General features: G+C 58.9%; 22 protein-coding genes. 16 read left to right on the top strand and 6 right to left on the bottom strand.

Translation table 11 applies throughout. The features are described from left to right. Nucleotides 1-10: 10 nt before the first annotated feature. On the bottom strand, nt 11-268 hold the full coding sequence (locus C4S63_RS11210) for a twin transmembrane helix small protein (protein WP_063508474.1): 258 nt from the start codon (nt 266-268) through the stop codon (nt 11-13). Nucleotides 269-428: 160 nt separating this feature from the next. On the opposite strand from C4S63_RS11210, the gene C4S63_RS11205 reads away from it, so the two are divergent. From C4S63_RS11205 to C4S63_RS11170, 8 genes are all read left to right on the top strand, one after another. After that, entirely contained in the window at nt 429-1,181 is a 753-nt protein-coding gene (locus C4S63_RS11205) for an SURF1 family protein (RefSeq protein WP_103917599.1), read from the top strand. Then, nucleotides 1,181-1,795, top strand: a complete 615-nt coding sequence (locus C4S63_RS11200; protein WP_062817431.1) for a hypothetical protein — start codon at nt 1,181-1,183, stop codon at nt 1,793-1,795. The genes C4S63_RS11205 and C4S63_RS11200 overlap by 1 nt, the downstream gene beginning before the upstream one ends. A gap of 13 nt (nt 1,796-1,808) precedes the next feature. Continuing rightward, a complete protein-coding gene (locus C4S63_RS11195; RefSeq protein WP_062817432.1) occupies nt 1,809-2,879 on the top strand; it encodes a heme A synthase in 1,071 nt (356 codons plus the stop codon). Between the two features lie 2 nt (nt 2,880-2,881). Further along, entirely contained in the window at nt 2,882-3,793 is a 912-nt protein-coding gene (gene cyoE / locus C4S63_RS11190; RefSeq protein WP_063508476.1) for a heme o synthase, read from the top strand. A gap of 160 nt (nt 3,794-3,953) precedes the next feature. Beyond that, nucleotides 3,954-4,409 (top strand): DUF962 domain-containing protein, encoded by a 456-nt coding sequence (locus C4S63_RS11185; protein WP_062817434.1) that lies wholly within the window; start codon nt 3,954-3,956, stop codon nt 4,407-4,409. 318 nt (nt 4,410-4,727) lie between these two features. Beyond that, the gene (locus C4S63_RS11180) at nt 4,728-5,315 is read left to right on the top strand and encodes a LemA family protein (protein ID WP_062817435.1); all 588 of its coding nucleotides are present in this window, start codon (nt 4,728-4,730) and stop codon (nt 5,313-5,315) included. 10 nt (nt 5,316-5,325) lie between these two features. After that, nucleotides 5,326-7,233: a M48 family metallopeptidase gene (locus C4S63_RS11175; protein WP_103917597.1), complete on the top strand. Its 1,908-nt coding sequence runs from the start codon at nt 5,326-5,328 to the stop codon at nt 7,231-7,233. Between the two features lie 194 nt (nt 7,234-7,427). Beyond that, nucleotides 7,428-7,793, top strand: coding sequence for a hypothetical protein (locus tag C4S63_RS11170; protein WP_103917596.1), 366 nt, complete (start codon nt 7,428-7,430; stop codon nt 7,791-7,793). Between the two features lie 376 nt (nt 7,794-8,169). Here the strand turns inward: C4S63_RS11170 and C4S63_RS11165 are convergent, their stop codons facing one another. Then, nucleotides 8,170-9,216, bottom strand: coding sequence for a GNAT family N-acetyltransferase (locus tag C4S63_RS11165; protein ID WP_103917595.1), 1,047 nt, complete (start codon nt 9,214-9,216; stop codon nt 8,170-8,172). Nucleotides 9,217-9,479: 263 nt separating this feature from the next. Here C4S63_RS11165 and C4S63_RS17615 point away from each other — a divergent pair, with 263 nt between their 5' ends. Beyond that, the gene (locus C4S63_RS17615; protein ID WP_082810900.1) at nt 9,480-10,079 is read left to right on the top strand and encodes a cold-shock protein; all 600 of its coding nucleotides are present in this window, start codon (nt 9,480-9,482) and stop codon (nt 10,077-10,079) included. A 72-nt stretch (nt 10,080-10,151) separates the two neighbouring features. Further along, nucleotides 10,152-11,696 carry a sodium:solute symporter gene (locus C4S63_RS11155; protein WP_103917594.1) on the top strand — a complete coding sequence of 515 codons (1,545 nt, stop codon included), beginning with the start codon at nt 10,152-10,154 and terminating at the stop codon, nt 11,694-11,696. Here C4S63_RS11155 and C4S63_RS11150 read toward each other — a convergent pair. Continuing rightward, nucleotides 11,648-12,295: a hypothetical protein gene (locus C4S63_RS11150; RefSeq protein WP_103917593.1), complete on the bottom strand. Its 648-nt coding sequence runs from the start codon at nt 12,293-12,295 to the stop codon at nt 11,648-11,650. The two genes, C4S63_RS11155 and C4S63_RS11150, sit on opposite strands and share 49 nt — an antisense overlap. Continuing rightward, nucleotides 12,285-13,484, bottom strand: coding sequence for an exo-alpha-sialidase (locus C4S63_RS11145; protein ID WP_234999997.1), 1,200 nt, complete (start codon nt 13,482-13,484; stop codon nt 12,285-12,287). Before C4S63_RS11145 ends, C4S63_RS11150 begins: the two co-directional genes overlap by 11 nt. Nucleotides 13,485-13,847: 363 nt before the next feature. On the opposite strand from C4S63_RS11145, the gene C4S63_RS11140 reads away from it, so the two are divergent. From C4S63_RS11140 to C4S63_RS11125, 4 genes are all read left to right on the top strand, one after another. Beyond that, entirely contained in the window at nt 13,848-14,573 is a 726-nt protein-coding gene (locus tag C4S63_RS11140; RefSeq protein ID WP_063508718.1) for an START domain-containing protein, read from the top strand. A gap of 75 nt (nt 14,574-14,648) precedes the next feature. Next, on the top strand, nt 14,649-15,389 hold the full coding sequence (locus C4S63_RS11135; protein ID WP_103917591.1) for a lysophospholipid acyltransferase family protein: 741 nt from the start codon (nt 14,649-14,651) through the stop codon (nt 15,387-15,389). Nucleotides 15,390-15,707: 318 nt separating this feature from the next. Beyond that, the gene (locus tag C4S63_RS11130) at nt 15,708-16,547 is read left to right on the top strand and encodes an SDR family oxidoreductase (protein ID WP_062817444.1); all 840 of its coding nucleotides are present in this window, start codon (nt 15,708-15,710) and stop codon (nt 16,545-16,547) included. Next, a complete protein-coding gene (locus C4S63_RS11125; protein ID WP_103917590.1) occupies nt 16,547-17,131 on the top strand; it encodes a DUF938 domain-containing protein in 585 nt (194 codons plus the stop codon). Before C4S63_RS11130 ends, C4S63_RS11125 begins: the two co-directional genes overlap by 1 nt. On the opposite strand, the gene C4S63_RS11120 is transcribed toward C4S63_RS11125, so the two are convergent. Further along, a complete protein-coding gene (locus tag C4S63_RS11120) occupies nt 17,128-17,388 on the bottom strand; it encodes a DUF1145 domain-containing protein (RefSeq protein WP_062817446.1) in 261 nt (86 codons plus the stop codon). The two genes, C4S63_RS11125 and C4S63_RS11120, sit on opposite strands and share 4 nt — an antisense overlap. 144 nt (nt 17,389-17,532) lie before the next feature. Between C4S63_RS11120 and rhlB the strand changes: the two genes are divergently transcribed. Both rhlB and glpE read left to right on the top strand, forming a co-directional pair. Beyond that, the gene (rhlB, locus tag C4S63_RS11115) at nt 17,533-18,789 is read left to right on the top strand and encodes an ATP-dependent RNA helicase RhlB (protein WP_062817447.1); all 1,257 of its coding nucleotides are present in this window, start codon (nt 17,533-17,535) and stop codon (nt 18,787-18,789) included. Next, entirely contained in the window at nt 18,764-19,084 is a 321-nt protein-coding gene (glpE, locus tag C4S63_RS11110) for a thiosulfate sulfurtransferase GlpE (RefSeq protein ID WP_103917589.1), read from the top strand. The genes rhlB and glpE overlap by 26 nt, the downstream gene beginning before the upstream one ends. 117 nt (nt 19,085-19,201) lie before the next feature. Here the strand turns inward: glpE and C4S63_RS11105 are convergent, their stop codons facing one another. After that, nucleotides 19,202-19,885: an OmpW family protein gene (locus C4S63_RS11105; protein WP_062817449.1), complete on the bottom strand. Its 684-nt coding sequence runs from the start codon at nt 19,883-19,885 to the stop codon at nt 19,202-19,204. Nucleotides 19,886-20,022 lie beyond the last annotated feature (137 nt).

Genomic DNA, 20,022 nt, shown 5'->3' with positions numbered 1-20,022 from the left:
GCAGGGAGCGTTACTGGGCCGGGGCGCTCTGCTCGATGGGCTGACCGTAACGTTTGGTGGGATTCACATCGTGAGGCTGAATCCAGCCCATCATCATGCTCAGCAGGATGAACAGGAAGATCACCGCCGAAAACCCTACCCGCCAGGCCAGGGCACGCATGGTCTTGCCGGACCTGCCATCATCCTTGACCAGGGAGAACAGCGCCCGCCCCAGGGAAACCACCGCCGCAATCAACAGCACGATGACTATCAGTTTCACCCACCACATACATACACTCCGTCTCGATGGCCCTCGGTCTTGACACGCGCTTGGCGGCAAGCGGGCTTTACTATACTGTGCCGCCATTGTAATGGCCGCCCCGGCCAGTGCACGCACTATCCGCTGCAGCCCATTCATCATGGATGCTGCAATCGCGAGAGCAAAGATCATGTCAAACACCGAGAGCCGGCGTCCGGTTCTGTCCTGGATCGCCTTTCTGGCTACCCTTGCGGTGGTAGCCATCTGCCTGCGGCTGAGCTGGTGGCAGCTGGAACGGGCCGAGGAAAAACGTCTGTGGCTGGCGACACAGGAAGAAAAGGCTCGCCAACCGGCAGCAAGCCTGCCCGCCCTGCTGGCTGATCCTGCCCCCCTTCACAGACAAGCCGCGCTCTCCGGCAGACTGGATAACACCCACAACGTGCTGCTGGACAACCGCATCCGTGATGGAATCGCCGGTTACTATCTTCTTACCCCCCTGCAGACCCCGGAGAATCATTGGGTGTTGATCAACCGGGGCTGGCTGCCTCGCGGCGCCAGCCGGGAGCAGTTGCCGGAGATAGCCGCCATCAGCGGGACAATTACGGTGGAGGGCACGGTGTATCGCCCCTCCCGGGAGACATTTGTCCTGCAGAATGCCCCATTGCCCGACAATCAGTGGCCTTTGCGTGTACAGAAAGTGGATTTTGACGCCATTGGCGAAAAACTTGGGGTAGAATTGGCGCCCTTCGAAATCCGGGTGCGCCCGGATCTGGCTCTGGGCGGCCAGGCGCCCTTGCCTCGCCCCTGGCAGGACATCGCCCCCATGGGCCCGGACAAACACAAGGCGTATGCGCTGCAGTGGTTTGCACTGGCATTGGCCGCACTGCTGATATATGTTGCCGCCGCCGTGCGCAACCGGCGCAGAACCCGAGAGGACACCTAATGTCTCCACGGATCAAGAACATTGCCACTCTGGTGGCAATCGTTGCCCCTTTTATCCTGTTTTTTCTGGCGGGTCGCTTTCTGATAGACCCCTGGGAACTGCCAAGGGAAAACAAGGGCCAACTGCTGATTCCCCATATCGACATGGCCACCCTGAATGCCGTCGATGAAGAGGGTGAAAACTATAACGGCGACGACATGGCCGGCCTGTGGACCATCCTGTATGTGGCAGGCAGCGACTGTGACACCCGCTGCAAGAATGGTCTCTACTACCAGATTCGCCAGGTACGCCTGACCCTGGGTGCCGATGTGGACAGGGTGCGCCGCGTAATCCTGCATACGGCCCCGCCCAGCGAAGCCCTGAACGACTTCCTCAACAATAACGTGGACGGCATGGTCTCCATTCATGCCGATCCGCAAACCGTGAATACCGCCCTGGCACCGGTTTACGACACGACCACCGGTGAACCGATTGGCGATATTTTCCTGGTCAGCCCGGACGGCCAGATCTTCATGCGTTATCCCACGCACGAAAACATGGATGCCACCCTGGAAGAGGCGGAAAACATCCGCGTCGATCTCAAACGCACCCTGAAAGGGTCTCTGATCGGTTAACGGAACGCTAACTATGCAAGCGCTTACTCGCTCACAAATCTGGCTGCGCCGTTTTTGCGTACTGGCTGTGCTTATGGTGTCAGTCGTCATTATCCTTGGTGCTTGGACACGTCTGTCGGATGCCGGCCTGGGTTGTCCGGACTGGCCCGGTTGCTATGGACACCTGGATGTTCGAAAAGCCATCGATCATGTCAACACGACCAACAGCGCCATGCCGGGCAGCCTTCGCGAAGCGCACAAAACCGTACCGGAGATGGTCCACCGCTATTTTGCCTCCAAGCTGGGCCTGGTAATTCTCATCATCGCCGCACTCTCATTGCTCAATCGCAAAAAAGAGAAACAACCGGTCAAACTGCCCCTGTTCCTGCTGGCTCTGGTGATCTTCCAGGGGATTCTCGGCAAATGGACCGTCACCATGGGGCTGCAACCCACCATCGTGATGCTGCACTTGCTGGGGGGATTCACCACATTCACGTTGTTGGTACTGCTGACGGCGCGGCTTTACCGGTGGCCCAGCTTCCTCAATGATTGCGACGTGCGCATGCTGAAACCGCTTGCCTCGATCACCCTGGTAGCCGTGATCCTGCAGATTGCGCTGGGCGGCTGGACCGCCAGCAACTATGCGGCGGTCGCCTGTACCGAACTGCCGGTGTGCGAAGAAGGCTGGCAGGACCGTCTGGACTTCGAGGAGGCCTTTATTTTCTGGGGGCACGAGCATGACAAACCGGACTACGAATTTGGCGTGCTGGATAACGACGCCCGCACCACGATTCATGTGATGCATCGCTTCGGCGCCTTGCTGGTGACCCTGCTGGTGCTGGCACTGGTGGGTAAAATCTTGCTGCGGGCCCGCAGCGTCTTTTTCCGCAATTTTGCCCTGGTGATCCTTGGCCTGCTGGTGGTGCAAATCGGCCTGGGGCTGAGTAATGTGATGTTTGCCGTTCCCCTGGATGTGGCCGTGGCCCATAACTTCGTGGCCGTATTGCTGCTTGCCAGCCTGGTGCTGTTTATCCGTGCCATCAACGTGAAATGCGGCCTGCGCAAACCATCTGCGTCAACATCGTCCAAAGCGCAAGGAGCGTGACCATGAGCCAACCTGCCACCTGGCGCGACTATCTGGCCCTGACCAAGCCCGGGGTTGTCATGCTGCTGATGGTGACCGCCGTGGCCGGCATGTTTCTGGCCACCGAGCCAGCCGGCATGGTGCCCATGGAGATCTTCATTCCGGCGTTCCTGGGACTGACCCTGGCCATGATGTCGTCCGCGGCCATCAACCAGATCATGGACCAGAAAATCGATGCGATAATGAAACGCACCGAAAAACGCCCGCTGGTGGCCGGCAAGCTGAGCCCAAAAGCCGCCATTGCCTTCGCGGTGCTGCTGGCGGCCGCATCCATGGTCATGCTGTATTTTCTGGTCAATCCGATCACCGCCTGGCTAACCCTGTTCGGCTTCGTCGGCTACGCCTTCGTCTATACCCTCTATCTGAAGCGTGCCACCCCTCAGAATATCGTTATCGGCGGTATTGCCGGGGCGATTCCCCCACTACTGGGCTGGGTGGCGGTCACCGGGGAAGTGCATCCCTACGCCTGGCTGCTGGTGCTGATCATCTTCGTCTGGACGCCACCGCATTTCTGGGCCCTGGCCATTCACCGCCGGGACGAATACGCCAAGGCAGATATCCCCATGCTGCCGGTGACCCACGGCATCCCCTTTACCCGGGAATCGGTGCTCTACTACACCATCCTGCTGTTTATCTGCACCCTGCTGCCCTATCTCACCGGTATGAGCGGCCTGATCTACCTGCTCAGCGCCCTGATTCTCGGGCTGGTGTTTCTCTACCACGCGGTGCGACTGCGGTTCTCCACCGACCCCAAGCTGCCGATGAAAACCTTCGGTTATTCCATTACCTATCTGTTCGCGCTGTTCACCGCGCTGCTGGTGGATCACTATCTGCCGGTGACGCCGCAGGCTGTGGCCGGGTGGCTTGGCGCGTAAGCAAGACATTTCCCGATACGAGTTTCGAGTCGCGAAAAGCAAGCCCCAGGCCCGACCTGGCCTTTCGCAACTCGCTTCTCGTCGCTCGCAGCCGAACTTTCCGAGCTGCATTTTGGGTGCGATACTCCTGATAACGGCAAACACACCGAGGGAGTAAATCATGACTACCCGCAGCATGGATGAGTGGCTGGACGCCTACGGCGAGAGCCACCAGAACCCAACGAACAAGAAAGTACACTTTATCTGTGTCCCGGTGATCTTCTTCAGCATAGTGGGGTTCCTGTGGGCACTGCCTGCACCCTTCTTCGCCGGCTTCTGGGCCTTTCTCACCCTGGTTGGCGTCACCCTCTATTACGCACGTCTTTCCCGCCCCATTGCCCTGGGAATGCTGATTTTCAGTCTGGCCTGCCTGTTCGTTCTCTCCCTGATTGCCGCCAGCGGTGCCAGCGTCTTCTGGGTTTCCCTGGTTCTGTTCGTGGTCGCCTGGATCGGCCAGTTCTGGGGCCACAAAGTGGAAGGCAAGAAACCGTCCTTCTTCGAGGATATCCAGTACCTGATGATTGGTCCGGCCTGGATCATGGGATTTCTGTATCGCAAGTGGGGGATCAAATACTGACAGCCTCTCTACGAAACCACTGTAGGAGCCCTCTCGAGGTGCGAACCGAGCGATAGCGAGGGATGCGTTAGAGGTTAGCGCCAAAAGCATTTTATTGATAAAGCATTGAAGCAAGGATCACCGCTACTCCTTCGCCAGGGCTCGGATTCGCACCTCAAGAGGTGTACTGGCTACGCTCACCCTTCGGGCCGCACGGAACTGCGTGCGTTACTCCGCTACGCTCCGTTCCTACAGGCGCCTACTAGTGCCGCCTTTCCCCATTAACACTTTTGCAGTAGTTTATAGCCACAATAAAACTGCACGGGGAAGGCTGTCGTCATGGGGACTCTTATCTTTATCGGTGTGATCGTCGCCGTCATCATCTACATCATCGCCGTCTACAACCGTTTGATTGCACTCAAGAACCGTTTCAAGAACGGCTTCGCCCAGATTGATGTGCAACTGCAGCGCCGTCATGACCTGATCCCCAATCTGGTGGAAACCGCCAAGGCCTACATGAGCCATGAAAAAGATACCCTGACCCAGGTGATTGAGGCCCGTAATCAGGCAGTGAACGCCAAAAAAACCGCTGCAGACCATCCTGACGATGCTGGCGCGGTCCGCAATCTGGGCAAGGCCGAATCCCTGCTCTCCGGCTCCCTGGCCAACTTCTTCGCCCTCAGCGAAAACTACCCGGATCTGAAGGCCAACGAGACCATGGCCCAATTGATGGAAGAGCTCAGCAGCACGGAAAACCGCATCGGTTTTGCCCGCCAGGCGTTCAATGATGCGGTGATGAACTACAACACCTACCGCGAACAGTTCCCGCAGAATTTTATCGGCGGCCTGTTCGGCAGCTTCAAGGAAGCCCAACTGCTCAAGATTGAAACCGAGGAAGCGCGTCAGGCGGTGAAAGTCACCTTCTGAGTCGGCCACCATGGATTTCTTTCAGCACCAGGAGCGGGCCCGCCGCAAGACCGGACTGCTGGTCCTGTATTTTATTCTCGCGGTAGCGGCGGTGGTCCTCTGCGTCAATCTGGCATTGCTGCTGGCCTTCGTGTGGATGGACGTACGACTGGTCCCCCCCAGCCAGTGGTTTAGTCACCCTCTGACGCTCTGGATCACCCTCTTCACCCTGTTGGTGATGGTGTGTGGCTGCCTGTTCAAGACCTGGCAATTGCGGCGGGGAGGCAAGGGACTTGCTGCCATGCTCGGCGCTCGCCCGATTGATCCGGATACCCGGCACGGCGACGAAAAGAAACTGATCAATGTGGTGGAGGAAATGAGTATCGCCTCCGGCATCCCCGCCCCTCAGTTTTATGTTCTGGACAAGGAAGAGGCGATTAACGCCTTTGTGGCCGGCTTCCGCCCCTCGGAAACCGTGCTGGTGGTCACCCATGGCACTTTGAAAAAACTGGACCGGGACGAACTCCAGGGCGTGATCGCCCATGAATTCAGTCATATTTTTAACGCTGACATGCGCCTGAATCTGCGACTGATCGCCGTGCTTGCGGGCATTCTGGCAGTGGGCAAGATCGGCGAATTCATGCTGCGCGGCTCCTCCCGTCGCAGCACCTCCAACCGCAAGGGCAACAGCCTGATACTGGTAGCGCTGGCTCTGGTAGTGGTGGGCTATCTGGGCCTGTTTTTCGGTCGGCTGATCAAGGCCGCCATTTCCCGGCAGCGAGAGTTGCTGGCCGACGCCTCCGCGGTACAGTTCACCCGTAACCCGGCCGGCCTGGCCGGTGCGTTGATCAAGATCCGTAACGGCGACGGCTCCCACCTGGATTCGGTACACGCCGAAGACATGAGCCATATGTGTTTCGGCGAAACCCTGGGGTTTCGTTTTCGCAATCTGCTCGCCACCCACCCCCCGCTGGATGACCGTCTTGGCGCCCTGGGCAGCGACTGGGTTGCCCGGGCCCGCAGCCGCGCACGTTCGGCGACCCAGGCCGCCACGCCATCCACCGCATCCGTACCGGAAGGTGTGTCAGCATTCCAGGGAGACAGTGGTGCCAGCGTCGAGCCGACTGTGGCCGAGCCGGCAACGTCCCGGCGGGTGGGGACAGTCAGCGACGCGGACCTGGGCTATGCCCGCACCCTGCTGGAGACCCTTCCTGCCGATCTGCACAAAAAGCTTCACAACCCGCACCAGGCCGAACTGGCCCTGTATGCGCTGATACTCAGCAGCTCGGACAGCGATCCACAACGCCTTCTGCAGAGCGCCGGCCTGGGCGAACACCTGTCTGATCTGCTGCCCTTGCGCCAGCAACTGTCCGAGCTGGGCAGCCGACTGCGCCTGCCCATCATCGATCTGGCACTTCCTACCCTCAAGGGGCAACCTTCAGCCCAGCGCAAGGCTATTCTGGAGCGGCTGACAAGCCTGACCCAGGCCGACCAGCGCACCACCCTGTTTGAGTGGGCACTGGTCGCCCTGGCTCGACAGCAACTCGACGATCACGCCAGGCGCAACCGTCACACCCGCTTCAATCGCTACCGCTCAGTGGCAGGTGAGCTGCAACTGGCCTTCTCGGTGATGACCTGGGCCAGTGGCGCTCGCGACGAGCAGGCCCGGGCCCTGTTCCGACAGGCCAGTCATGGACTGCTGCCGGAGGCTCGCACCCTATTGCCTCTGTCCCAGTGCAGCAGTCAACGACTGGGACAGGCGCTGGATCGGCTTGCCGACCTGTCTCCCCTGCTCAAGGGCCCGGTGATCGACGGGCTGGCGGACCTGGTGTTGGCGGACGGCAAAGTGCAGGTGAGCGAAGCCGAAATGCTGCGCGCCATAGCCGCCTTGATGGAGTGCCCCTTGCCGCCCCTTTTCGCAGGCCGACAACACGGCTAAATGCGCACATCAAAAAAATGAATAATGTTCATTTGTCCGATATCTCTTACACTTTTTGCGGCAAATCGCCGCTGTACCGGCTTTTGATTGCAGGCACAATGCAGTCATCGCCATAACGCTGCCACCGGTCGCAAGCCGTGTGATAAGCCAGCCGCATTCAAGGACGATCCGGAAGCAAGGTCGAGGAAGACGCCATGGAACCGAACAAAGCCAGCACTCGCAATGCCTGGGATGCTGTGGCCAGCATCACCACACAAATCCGCGACGGCAGCCTGGACCCGGCGCTGACTGACTGGATCACCGCCCGCGGCTTTGCTCTCACCAGCACCGTATTTTCCAGCGTTTGCCGTTTTGATGATGGCGTCTACACCGGCACCCTGGTGGATCATCAGGGCCACGCCTGGGAGTTCCTGGCCGACCTGAATGACCCCCATGGCAGCGAGCTGGAAGATGTCACCGCCAACCTGGGGCCGAAATCCCCGGACCACCCCAACGCCGATCTCTGCGATCTGGTTACCATGGCGATTTACTACCAGCGCGAACAGCAAGTGGCTGCTTAACACCAAATACGAAACCGAAGATCGGGAATTCCGGCAAGGTATTCAGCTTGCCGCTGGTGCGTCGCTGGCGGCGCGATTCCTTCCATGCCACCCACCAACCCCGTTGGAGCCCATGCTCGCATGGCGAATGGGAGATGGCATCAGGGGGGGATTTGGATAGACCTGTCGAACGCTGGCATTCCTGATCTCCCTGCGACCGATTTCCGCGCAAGCGCGGTTCGCGGCTCAAGCGGGGTTATTCCCTTCGCTCACCCTTCGGGCCGCACGGAACAACGTGCGTTACTTCGCTACGCTCCGTTCCCACAGCGACTTCGTCGAAGCGCCAATATTCCGGGAATTTTCCAACCTTTGCCTACCCAACAAGCGTAGCTTGTAGCTAGTCTCCGCCCCCTTTTCTGAACGGCAACAGCGTCATGGCCTCTTCCCGGTAACGCTGCACGTGCACCGCCTCTTCCCGGCAAAAATCCGCAATGGCGCGGTGAAAAGCCGGCTCACGCAAATGGTGCATGGACCAGGTAATCACCGGCTCGAAGCCACGGAGAATCTTGTGCTCCCCCTGGACTCCCGGATCAAACGCCGCCAACTGCTGCTCAATGGCAAACTCGATGCCCTGGTAGTAACACAGCTCGAAATGCAGGGCATCCCGCTCTTCCAGACACCCCCAGTACCGTCCGTACAGACACTCTGCATCGAAAAAATATAATGCGGCCGCCACGGGACGCTCTCCGTCCCGTGCCAGTACCAGCATCAGTTGTTCCGACAACCGCTCGCCCACAGCCGAAAAGAAGGCCTCGTTCAGGTAGGGCAACTGGCCTCGCTTCAGGTAAGTGCTGGCATAGCACTGGTAGAAGAACGCCCAATCGCTGGCGCTGATCCGGTCACCATGATGACGGGTAATGGTCAGCCCCTGCTCCTGGACGCGTCGCCGCTCCTTGCGCAGATTCTTGCGTTTGCGGGACTGGAACTGGCCAAGAAAATCCTCAAAGTCCCGGTAGTCCCGGTTCAGCCAGCGAAAATGGCAGGCCTGCCGGGATACCAATGGCAGTTCCTGCAACTGTTCCCGCGCAGCGGCATCGGGAAACAGCAGGTGCCAGCCGCTGGCCTGATGTTCAGCCATCCTGTCCTTTACCCCGGACCAGAGCGACGCTGCAGACAGATCACCACGCCAACGGGGCCCGGTAACCGGCGTAAAAGGAATCGAGGTGACCAGTTTCGGATAGTAATCCAGGCCATGGCGGTGATAGGCCTCCGCCCAGCTGTAATCGAATACATACTCGCCCCGGGAATGGCTGCGCAGATAGAGAGGCATCCAGCCCTGCTCTGTCTCCAGGTGGCAGGGTTGCCAGCCGGTTTTCGGGGCAACGGCCCCACAGCCCTGCAGGGCATCGAAAAAATCCTTGCCTAGGAAGGGGTATACAGACACAGCCTCTCCAGAATGCCGCATGAGTTTCGTCGCCGGCTTGGGTACAATGCGCAAATTGTACGGTTCAATAACCTGTGTCGACGGCTGGGATCCCGTCGCAAACAGTGACACCGTGCAATACCGCCTCGTTTCCCGGCGGTTTACAGAGACTGTTTCAGGCCGGCGCCACCCATTGTGACCGCATATTCTCCGCGGAACAGCGGCGTTTTGGCCAGAATCAGCTACTTTTATCACTCATCGCTCAACAAGGTAACGTCAATTTCATGAATGTCTCTAAACCCCTGACCGTTTTTTATGTGGTTGCAGCCCTGTTACTGGCCATTCCCGGCGCCTGGCTGCTTTTTGCTCCGGAAATGGCACTGGTCACCCTCCACGAGAATCTTGCCGTGGTGAAAATCTCCAATATCCACAGTCAGCAAACCGGCCTGGGCCTGCTGCTGGCGGCGGTGGTAAATCTGGTTTGTCTGCTGGGTGGCGGACAACGCCTGCCTCTGCACGTGGCGGTGTTCTTCTATCTGGCCGGCCTGGTGGCCAGCCATGGCAGTGTGGTCTTTGCGGATCAATGGTGGCTGTGGCTGCCGGTGCTGGTCTACCTGCTGCCGCTGTTGCCACTGGGCAAACTGGTACCGTCCAAACTGCCGCTGGTGGGCGGGAATGGCCAGCAGCGTGGCGAAGTGAAGTGGTTCAACCCCAACAAGGGCTTCGGCTTCATCCTCACCGATAGTGGCGAAGAACTGTTCGTACATTTCAAGGCGGTACAGAACGGTGGTCGTCGCAGCCTGCGCACCGGCACCCGGGTCAGCTTTGACACCCGCATGTCCGACCGCGGCGAACAGGCCGATAACGTCTACATCGAACAATAACGCTGCTCGCGACCGGCAACACGCCAGCAGGCGCGCTGCCGGTCGCCGGTTGCCTGTATCGAGAGAACAATAATGACATTGGCAACGGCTGACTGGGTGGTCCTGGCGGGCTACCTGTGTGTGGTGCTGGGCATCGGCATCTACTTTTCCCGACGCAACACCAGTACCGAGGAATACTTTGTGGGTGGCCGCCGCTTTCGCGGCTGGGTCATCGGGTTGTCTCTGGTAGGCACCTCCATCAGCTCCATCACCTTCCTGGCCTACCCGGCCGACGCGTTCAAGACCGACTGGCTTCGCTACCTGCCCAACCTGGCCCTGTTGCCGGCCATGCTGGTGGCGGCGTTTGTTTTCCTGCCGTATTTTCGACGCGGCAATATGACCAGCGCCTATGAATTTCTGGAACAACGCTACGGCCCCTCCATCCGTGTCTACGGAGCCGTTGCCTTCATCGTCGCCCAGATAGTGCGCCTGGCGATGATCCTGTGGCTGCTGTCCCTGCTGATCCAGCAGGTCACCGACCTGTCCCCTGCCACGGCCATCGTCCTCGGCGGGCTTTTTGTGGGCCTGTATACGGTAATTGGTGGCATTGATGCGGTGATCTGGACCGATGTGCTGCAGACCGTGGTGTTGTTGCTGGGCGGGCTGCTCTGCCTGTGGGTGGTACTGGAGGCCCTGCCCGGCGGGCTCGGGCAAATTTTTGATCAGGCAGGCAAGGCCGGAAAATTTGCCCTTGCCCCCTGGGAGGACGGCGCTCCCGGCGAGACCTCCTGGTCACTATCGCTGAGCGAAAAAACCGCCACCATGATGTTGCTGATCGGCCTGACAAACTGGCTCACCGAATACTCCAGCAACCAGAATACCGTACAGCGGTATTGTGCCTCCCAGTCTACCGCGGAAGCCCGCAAGGGGCTGTGGGTGTACCTGTTCACCGCGCTGCCCATCTGGGCCTTCTACATGTTTCTGGGCACGGCCCTGTGGGTGTTTTTTCAGGTCTATCCGGATGTCCAGGCCGGCGCCATTCTCAGTGGCGAAGCTCGCGCTGAAACCTTGATGCCCTATTTCATCACTAACTACCTGCCCGCCGGCGTAGCGGGCCTGGTAATTGCTGCGGCCCTGGCGGCGGCCATGAGTTCGCTGGATTCCAGCATCAATTCGGTGACGACCGTGAGCGTGGTGGATCTCTACCGTCGCCATTTTCACCCCGGCCAGGATGACCGCCACTATCTGAAAGTGGCCTGGGGCATCGCGGTGGCCGTTACCGGCCTGATGATTGCCGGAGCCCTGTGGCTGAATGAGGCAGACACCAAAACGCTGCAGGACACGTCCACCATTCTGGTGTCGTTGCTGGGCGGGGGCATGCTGGGATTGTACTTGCTGGGGTTCTTCAGCCGCCGGGGGGATGCCCGGGCAGCCTGGTGCGGCATCATCTGCACCCTGCTATTCACTGGCTGGACGATCCTGACCAACAAGGGGCTGCTGCCGGAAGCACTGAGCGCCCCTTTCGATCTCTACTACACCGGCCTGATTGGTAATCTGCTGATGTTTGCGGTGGGATATCTGTCCGCCAGTTACTGGCCGGCGGACAGCTCGTCAGCCTTGGCGGCGGACGAAGACTGACTGCTTGCTGCCGGAGTTTCGGGCGCGGGCATGGCCCGCGCCTGCAACAGTCGATCACGGATCAACCAGCCCGCTGCCCAAAGTACCAGCCAGGGATCAATCAGATAGTCCCAGAGATTGTCACTGACCAGTAGATCCGCACCGAATGCCAATTGCGCGGACACCAGAATCAGACAGGTGGCATAGGCGCGCAACACCCAGGCCAGCAACCCCAGTAACAACAGCGCGGTACTGAACTGGAAATTGCCGAAGCCCAGGGCGTACGGGTCCGTATAACTGGACCCCATGCTCATCGGGTAGAACCACAGCGCCATCAACACCAGCATCATGCAGGCTCCGCGCAACTGTTTCAGGGGCAGCCAGTAGTGGCCGACAATGCGATGCTGAATGGCCAGCACCGCCAGCAGGCCTGAGGAAATGCTGAAGCCGGCAATATAACTGTTCGCCCAGGGGGCCAACCCCCAGGGAAATGGCAACACCGCCCAAACGAACACCAGCACAGACAGTATTATCCGCCCGCGCACGGAGAGCAGCGAGGCACTGATGCGCAACTGTACTGCCACCAGCACCAGGGCGCAGACCAGAATATCAAGCGTCATTATTCTGCTCCTCGTTGCTGTTTGGGGCCGCGGAATCCGCTTTCAGCCAAAGGTGGCGGATGGCGGTTTTGTTCCAGGTGTACACCATGTGCAGATCGCCGCTGCGGGTCCGAATCATGTAGGGGTAGTCGTACTGGAATTCGCAGCCGAGACGACCATCACACTTGTTGTGGCGAGCCCGATCCAGAAGCCGGGAGGGATCTTCCGGCGGCACATCACTGTTCAACTCCGGATGGATCAGGGTAGAGAATTGCTGCTCGGTCATTTCCTCCCCGCGCCAGCGCTCCCGATCGTGAAAGGTCCAGCGTTCCTGCCAGCTACGCCCCCCATCACGGGTTTCGCGGATGCACAGATCATCCCGTTCAATGCGGTTACAGTTGGCAGCGATCAGCCAGTGACCTTCTGCCATGGCGAGACCACTCAAGGCCGCACTGGGGTTTTCCAGGGAAGAGTACGCCAGCTCGTCCCACTGCCAGCCCCCGTCGTGGCTTTCTGATTGATAGAGAAAGCCGTTGTTGGGCTCGTTTTCATTACGCAGGAAAGCCACCGCATGGGAGGGGCTGTCTACCAGCACCAAGGGCTGGATCGCCTTGCGTCCATGACCAATACGGGCCTTGCCGAGAATCTGGTTGTCCTTGTCCAGCCGCAGTATTTCACCGAATTTACCGGCCATTTCATGATAGACCGGCAGGCCGATAGTGCCATCGCTGTAACGAATAGGGGCGGTTTTAACCAGAGTACTGATATTCAGGAAGGGCGTGGTGACCAGGACACCGTCGAAGCGCCAGTTTTTACCCTGGTCAAAGGACTCCATCACCACCACACGACTGCCTGCCCAGCCACCAAAACTGACCGCCACCACAAACAGGCGCATCCGACCATCATCATCCAGCACAGGCACCACATTACCGAGCTTTCGCACATGGCGGCCCCAGCCTTCTGCAATCTGTTGCCGGGTAATCACCGGCTCTTCATTGGACCAGGTACCGGACTGCGGATCGAACACCGAAGAATGAATGGCCACATCCGCCGCGCCCTCACGGCTGCCAGCAAACCAGAATGTCCTCACCGAGCCATTCGGCAACTCCACCATGGATGCGGCATGCACCAACGGAGTGTCGCCATCGGAGACGAAAGCACTTCGCCATTCACCGTTATCCGGCACCTTGGCCTGTGGCTCTTCAATCATGGCGGGAACCGGTTCCCAAAGGTGGGAGGGGGAAGCGGCAAAGTATCCCGCCACCAACATGGCCCCAACAAAAAGGTGAAATGCACGTTTACGCATAGGTAGTTGGCCAGAAAAACCGAATTATCGTGTCGTCGGCCAGAGACCGCCGACCTGCGGCAGGCAAGTCTAGCAAAACCGCATAAAATTGCCTGCCATCGAAGCATCGAATGACAACCGATCATCCGAAGCGGACAGCAGAGCAATCCGCCAACGGTCAAAATATGTTCAGCGGGATCGCAATAATGGCATAATGCCGCCGCGTTCAAGGAGTTATTCAGAGGCTCCTAAATTCCAATAACAGGCACGCAAGGATCCGGTTTTTCCATGGACAGACTCATCGCTCTCTTTGTGGCACTCATTGTTGCCTCTTTCAGCCAGACTGCCCTCAGTAATGATCTGGAGGACTGGAAGCTGGTTAGCGACCGGAATGATATCCAGGTCTACATGAAGCACCGGGACGAATCCCGTCTCAAGACATTCCGCGGCGTCACCCGTTTTACGCTGTCCGACGAATACTCACTGGTCGCCTTGCTCAATGATTACCCGTCCTACCCCAAGTGGCTGCACTTTGTGGACAGTGCGGAAGAATTCAACCGGGTCAGCCCGCTTGATCGCTCGCTGCGTTTTACCACCCAGCTTCCCTGGCCACTGGCCGACCGGGAAGCCGTTTTGCGTGCCAAGGTCACGCAGACCCTGACCGAAGACGAAGAATCGGTGATGGTGGACCTGATCAACCGGCCGGACGCCCTGCCGCCCAATAATGAATATATCCGCTTCCCGGAAATGACCGGCAAGCTGGGCTTTGTGCGCCTGGGCAATCAAAGAGTGGAAATGACCTACGAGCTGATTCTGGATCCCGGCGGCTACATTCCCGCCTGGATCGCCAATATCCTGCTCCGTGACGCACCCTACTTCACCCTGGAACGATTGCGCCGCATCGTTAGCAAGCCGGAATACCAGAATCATTATTATGATTATCTGGATCTTCGTGGCCCTGGCCGCCCCTCGGCAGCAATGGGTAGCGCAAATAATGAAAACGTAACAAAGTAATTATCCATCTGTCATATTCGGCCAGCTCTCCATTACCATAAGGAAAAACCTGAACAGGTACGGAGAGCTCGATCCATGCGGCTGTTTTTCTTCCTCTATAGCTGGCTTGTCTTTGTTCCGCTAATGGCAGCCACGACTCTGGTACTGGGGGCACTGTGCCTGTTACTGGTGCCCTTCCTGCCCGCGGATCGGGTAGCCCGTCTTACCGCTGTGCCATGGGCAAAACTCTGTCTGCTCTATAGCGGTGTGCGCGTGGATGTGCATGGTCGCGAGAATCTGCGCCCGGGGCAGAGCTATGTGATCGTTGCCAACCATCTCAGTCAGTTCGACATTTTCGTGCTGTACGGTTATCTGGGAGTGGATTTTCGCTGGGTCATGAAACATGAGTTGCGGCAGATGCCAGTGATTGGCATCTGCTGCGACAAACTCGGCCATATTTTTATCAACCGGTCCGATACCCAGGCCGCCATTGCCAGCCTCAACCAGGCCCGCACCCGACTGGCCAACGGTGCCAGCGTGCTGTTCTTTCCGGAAGGCACCCGCAGCCGCAGTGGCCAGCTCAAACCCTTCAAGAAAGGCGCCTTCAAGATGGCCCAGGACCTGCAACTGCCGGTGCTGCCGGTCACCCTCACCGGGACCTTCGAGATACTGCCACCGGGCACCGCACGGTTGCGCCCCGGTCAGCATGCCCAGATCACGCTGCACCCTGCCATTTCCCCGTTGGGCCACAGCGAGGCGGAGCTGGTGCGGCTCATGCACCAGAGCCATACCGCCATTGCCGCCCCCCTTGGCGAAGCCTGCCCGCAACCGGGCTAGCTCCGCCTTCCCCGGCCACAGATTATCCTCAGCGCCGCTGGCCAGCGGCGCCACCGTCACGGTAATACTTCCTTGTTAGACAAGATTGGCCCATTCTGCAGTGACAAAGTGTCTACACTCGATCGCCGAATTGAGTTGAGAGTTCAAAGTTGAAAGTTTCAAGGCGCGAGCCAGCTTGTTTGAAACTGACATGCCCTGCCCGCGCAGCAACCGTGTAACGGCGCAGATCAGGGATTTTCCGTTGGCACTGTCAGCGCCTGCGTATTTCAACTTTGAACTTGCAACTTGCGACTGAATTAAGCGGATACAGGAGTCATCATGAAGAATTTCAAAGACAAAGTTGCCGTTATCACCGGTGCCGGCTCCGGCATTGGCCGTGCTCTGGCTCAGGAACTGGCGTCCGCTGGTGCCAAGCTGGCCCTGTCTGACATCAATGAAGCCGGCCTGAAAGAAACCGCCGATCTGCTGGGTCTGGCTGAAGACCGCCTGATGACCCGCAAACTGGACGTGGCAGACCGTCAGGCGTTTTATGATTTTGCCGATGACGTGGTCAACCATTTCGGCTATGCCAACATGATCTTCAACAATGCCGGTGTTGCCCTGGGTGCCACCGTTGAGAAGATGAACTACGATGACTTCGAGTGGTTGATGAACATCAACTTCTGGGGCGTGGTTTACGGCACCAAAGCCTTCCTGCCTTACCTGAAGGAAGCAGGCGAAGGCCACATCATCAACGTGTCTTCCGTGTTTGGACTGATCGGCATTCCCACTCAGTCTGCCTACAATGCGGCAAAATTCGCCGTGCGCGGTTTTACCGAATCCCTGCGCCTGGAGCTGGAAATGGAACAATGCGGTGTCTCCGCCACGTCCATTCATCCCGGCGGCATCAAGACCAACATCGCCAAGGCCGCTCGCATTAGCGATGATGTGGCCGCCATCACCGGATCCGATCCCGCGCAATCCAAAGCGGATTTCGAGAAGATGTTCCGCACCACACCGGAAGAAGCCGCCAGCACCATCCTCAAGGGGGTTCGCCAGAACAAGCGTCGGGTACTGATTGGTTCTGACGCCCTGGCGATCGACACCATGCAGCGGCTGTTGCCTACCAGCTACCAGCGTCTGATGGTGATGGGCCAGAAGTTCATGAACAAGAAGTAATGACAGAACGCCCCTACTCCCAGGCCTGCGAAAACAACAAGACGCCGATCCTGGCCGTGCTGAAGCAGCACTGCCAGGCGCCGGGTACCTTGTTGGAAATTGGTGCCGGTACCGGCCAGCATGCGGCCTGGTTGTCCGGGCAACTGCCTCATCTGCAATGGCAGCCTTCCGATGTGGCCGCCAACCTGCCCTATATCCGGCAGTGGCAGAGTGATCCGGGCAACCGGGCCCTGCCACCGCTGGCGCTGGACGTTGCCGGCGAATGGCCAGCCGGCCACTTCGATTACCTGTTTACTGCCAACACCTTCCACATCATGGCCAAGCCACTGGTGGAAGCCTGTATCCGCAAGGGCTGTGAGCATTTGACCGAGGACGGCAAATTCCTGGTCTACGGCCCGTTCAACTACCAGGGCCAATTCACCAGCGATTCCAACCGCCAGTTCGACCAGAGGCTGCGAGAGGGTGACGGTGACCGCGGCATTCGCGATCAGGAGTGGGTGGTAGAACAGTTCGCCCGCCAGCAACGCCACCTGCTGGCCGACCATGAAATGCCCGCCAACAACCGGCTACTGGTATTTGGCTAAACCGTGTGCCGCAGGGTCCGCATTCTCGGCTTGAGATAGGCCACCCCGAAGATCATGATCATCAAGGCGTCGCGCCAGTGAAACAGCCCACGCCGCCGAATCCATACCATAAAGCCGATACATTCCAGGGCATGCAGGACCGCAACAACCAGCCCGGCCCCCAACAGCAAACGGTCGAAGGGCGACGGCAGATCCAGGAAAATGGCTAACCCTACTGCCACCCAAAACACTACAATAACCCCGCGAAGCAACCCCATAAGAAACATCCTCTGACAGCGCTGGCTATTTTTTCTACAATACCCCGTTTTCAGCAGGAACGGGTGGACTGATTACCGCCCCGCGGCTGTGTGCCGCCAGTGCCAATATCGGCACAGACTCTTGCATTCAGACTGAGCGAATACATGCAAAAAGACAAGACAAGCACCTGGACCCTGGATCAGTTCCCGGTGCCGGAAAAAGACGGTGAAACCCGCTTCCATGACTTTGATCTGGACCTGAACCTGATGCGTGGCATCGCCGACCAGGGCTTCCAGTATTGCACGCCCATCCAGGCGGAAGTCCTGGGTCATACCCTGGCCGGCGCCGACGCCATTGGCCGGGCCCAGACCGGCACCGGCAAGACCGCCGCCTTCCTGATCACCGTGATCAACGACCTGCTGCGCCACCCCATTCAGGTAAAGCGCTACGCCGGCGAGCCCCGGGCCCTGATCGTTGCCCCGACCCGGGAACTGGCCATGCAGATCGAAAAGGACGCCAGGGCGCTGGCCAAGTACACCGACTTGCAGGTGATGAGCGTGGTTGGCGGAATGAACTTCAACCGCCAGCAGGAGCGCCTGCAGAACGAGTTGATCGACATTCTTGTGGCAACCCCCGGTCGCCTGCTGGATTTCGCCAAACGCCGTGATCTGTGGCTGGACCGGGTGGAATTCCTGGTGCTGGATGAAGCGGACCGCATGCTGGATATGGGCTTTATTCCCGATGTGAAACGTATCGTCGGCATGACCCCGAAAACCCGATACCGGCAGACCCAGCTGTTCTCTGCCACGTTCAGCGATGATGTAATGAATCTGGCCCGCCGCTGGACCGAGGATGCCGAGGTGGTGGAAATCGAGCCCGCCCAGGTCACCACCGACACCGTGGAGCAGAAGGTCTACATCACCAATGCCGATGACAAATTCACCCTGCTCTATAACCTGATCACCGGCATGAACATGGACAAGGTGATCGTCTTTGCCAACCGCCGGGATATTACCCGCCGGGTCAGCGACCGCCTGCAGAAGAAAGGTCTGAAAGTGTCGCTGATCTCCGGTGACGTGCCCCAGACCCAACGCATGAAGACCCTGGAACGCTTCCGCGCCGGCGATCTGCAAGTGCTGATCGCCACCGACGTGGCCGGCCGGGGCATCCATATCGACGGCGTCTCCCATGTGGTGAACTACAACCTGCCGGAAGACCCGGAGGACTACGTTCACCGTATCGGCCGCACCGGTCGGGCTGGCGCCAGCGGCATGTCCATCAGCTTTGCCTGTGAAGACGATGCCTTCCTGCTGCCGGAACTGGAAAATGCCATCGGCATGAAACTGGAATGCGAGTATCCGCCATCGGATCTGCTCGCCGAGAAGGACTCAGAAAATGGCAAAACGCATCAGCCCGGATGAGGGCAAAACCCGTTTCGACCAGGGCGACGCCCTGTTCGTGGATATCCGTGACCCGGCCAGTTTTGCCGCTGGCCATTTACGCGGCGCCGTCCACCTGACCCAGGCCAATGTGGAGCCGTTTCTGGCTGATACCGCCCCGGAAAAATCCCTGGTGATCTACTGCTACCACGGCAACAGCAGCCAGGGCGCCGCCGACTGGCTGAGCGAGCAGGGATTCAGTGATGTGGTCAGCCTGGATGGTGGCTATGAAGTTCTCCGCCAGCGCTTCCCGGAACTGCTGGAAGAAATGGCCTGACCCGTGACCATGAGCAGCACAGCGGAGCCTGCTCATGGTCACCGGGCTTTCCCCCCAACGTCATAGGCCATGCCTGCGCCGCTACCGGGAGCAGGCGTGCCCCTGACGCATAGTGCCTCAGAACCGGTAACCCAGCCCTACCATGTACACCCAGGGATCGATTTCCACATCGATCTTGTCCACGCGGGCGTCATTGACATACAGGCGCGCCTCGGTATCGATATCAATGTTCCAGACGCTGACGTTGAACAACCAGTTCTCGTTCAGGGAAAAGTCAGCACCCACTTCCCAGGCAAAGCCCATGGAATTACTGAGCTTCACATCCGCATCAGCACCCCCCAGCAGCGGACTGACCACTGCATCGTCGATGCTGTCCTCGAAAAACAGGGTGTAGTTCAACCCTGCGCCCAGATAAGCCCGCATGGGCCCGACCTGAGGGGCATAGTATTGTGCCAGCAGCGTGGGCGGCAGGTGCCCGGTTTCGCCGATGACCACCCCGCCGCCACCGGTATCCAGAAGGATGTCATGGGTAAAAGGGGTCGCACCGACCAGTTCAACACCGATCGAGTCAGTGACCATATACGCCAGGGTCAACCCCAACTGAGTATCGTCATCCACATCGACGCCCAGGCCACCCACCGCAGGCAGCGCCGGATTGAAGACCTCGCTGCTGGCGTCCGGATCCACCTTGATCCCCCCCAGGCGCACAATCACATCCCCCGCCTTGTGGGCCAGGGCCGGCCCGGCCATCAACACTCCGGTTAGCAGCAGCGCCGCTTTTCCTTGTCCTCGCAGTTGCATACAGTTCCCCTTTGTTCCAGCAAGATAGAGACAGTGACCCGATACCCGGCACAGGCTGTAATGGCCACCCCACCGGTACTATTGAAAGGCCGTTGGAGAACGGGGGTATTGTTCTGAATCAATAAAAAGAGGTTTTA

The organism is Alcanivorax sp. DSM 26293, from assembly GCF_900107995.1.
Lineage (GTDB): Bacteria > Pseudomonadota > Gammaproteobacteria > Pseudomonadales > Alcanivoracaceae > Alcanivorax.
Note: the sequence above shows the minus strand (reverse complement) of the source record. Positions and strands in the feature narration are given on the sequence as shown.

Excerpts from the sequence above, each read along its gene's own strand:
- rhlB (WP_062817447.1), top strand. The coding sequence starts at position 17,533 with ATGCAAAAAGACAAGACAAGCACCTGGACCCTGGATCAGTTCCCGGTG.
- C4S63_RS11105 (WP_062817449.1), bottom strand. The coding sequence starts at position 19,885 with ATGCAACTGCGAGGACAAGGAAAAGCGGCGCTGCTGCTAACCGGAGTG.
- C4S63_RS11130 (WP_062817444.1), top strand. The coding sequence starts at position 15,708 with ATGAAGAATTTCAAAGACAAAGTTGCCGTTATCACCGGTGCCGGCTCC.
- C4S63_RS11155 (WP_103917594.1), top strand. The coding sequence starts at position 10,152 with ATGACATTGGCAACGGCTGACTGGGTGGTCCTGGCGGGCTACCTGTGT.
- C4S63_RS11180 (WP_062817435.1), top strand. The coding sequence starts at position 4,728 with ATGGGGACTCTTATCTTTATCGGTGTGATCGTCGCCGTCATCATCTAC.
- C4S63_RS17615 (WP_082810900.1), top strand. The coding sequence starts at position 9,480 with ATGAATGTCTCTAAACCCCTGACCGTTTTTTATGTGGTTGCAGCCCTG.
- C4S63_RS11210 (WP_063508474.1), bottom strand. The coding sequence starts at position 268 with ATGTGGTGGGTGAAACTGATAGTCATCGTGCTGTTGATTGCGGCGGTG.
- C4S63_RS11205 (WP_103917599.1), top strand. The coding sequence starts at position 429 with ATGTCAAACACCGAGAGCCGGCGTCCGGTTCTGTCCTGGATCGCCTTT.
- C4S63_RS11175 (WP_103917597.1), top strand. The coding sequence starts at position 5,326 with ATGGATTTCTTTCAGCACCAGGAGCGGGCCCGCCGCAAGACCGGACTG.
- C4S63_RS11125 (WP_103917590.1), top strand. The coding sequence starts at position 16,547 with ATGACAGAACGCCCCTACTCCCAGGCCTGCGAAAACAACAAGACGCCG.
- C4S63_RS11170 (WP_103917596.1), top strand. The coding sequence starts at position 7,428 with ATGGAACCGAACAAAGCCAGCACTCGCAATGCCTGGGATGCTGTGGCC.
- C4S63_RS11140 (WP_063508718.1), top strand. The coding sequence starts at position 13,848 with ATGGACAGACTCATCGCTCTCTTTGTGGCACTCATTGTTGCCTCTTTC.
- C4S63_RS11135 (WP_103917591.1), top strand. The coding sequence starts at position 14,649 with ATGCGGCTGTTTTTCTTCCTCTATAGCTGGCTTGTCTTTGTTCCGCTA.
- cyoE (WP_063508476.1), top strand. The coding sequence starts at position 2,882 with ATGAGCCAACCTGCCACCTGGCGCGACTATCTGGCCCTGACCAAGCCC.
- C4S63_RS11145 (WP_234999997.1), bottom strand. The coding sequence starts at position 13,484 with ATGATTGAAGAGCCACAGGCCAAGGTGCCGGATAACGGTGAATGGCGA.
- glpE (WP_103917589.1), top strand. The coding sequence starts at position 18,764 with ATGGCAAAACGCATCAGCCCGGATGAGGGCAAAACCCGTTTCGACCAG.
- C4S63_RS11120 (WP_062817446.1), bottom strand. The coding sequence starts at position 17,388 with ATGGGGTTGCTTCGCGGGGTTATTGTAGTGTTTTGGGTGGCAGTAGGG.
- C4S63_RS11150 (WP_103917593.1), bottom strand. The coding sequence starts at position 12,295 with ATGACGCTTGATATTCTGGTCTGCGCCCTGGTGCTGGTGGCAGTACAG.
- C4S63_RS11200 (WP_062817431.1), top strand. The coding sequence starts at position 1,181 with ATGTCTCCACGGATCAAGAACATTGCCACTCTGGTGGCAATCGTTGCC.
- C4S63_RS11185 (WP_062817434.1), top strand. The coding sequence starts at position 3,954 with ATGACTACCCGCAGCATGGATGAGTGGCTGGACGCCTACGGCGAGAGC.
- C4S63_RS11195 (WP_062817432.1), top strand. The coding sequence starts at position 1,809 with ATGCAAGCGCTTACTCGCTCACAAATCTGGCTGCGCCGTTTTTGCGTA.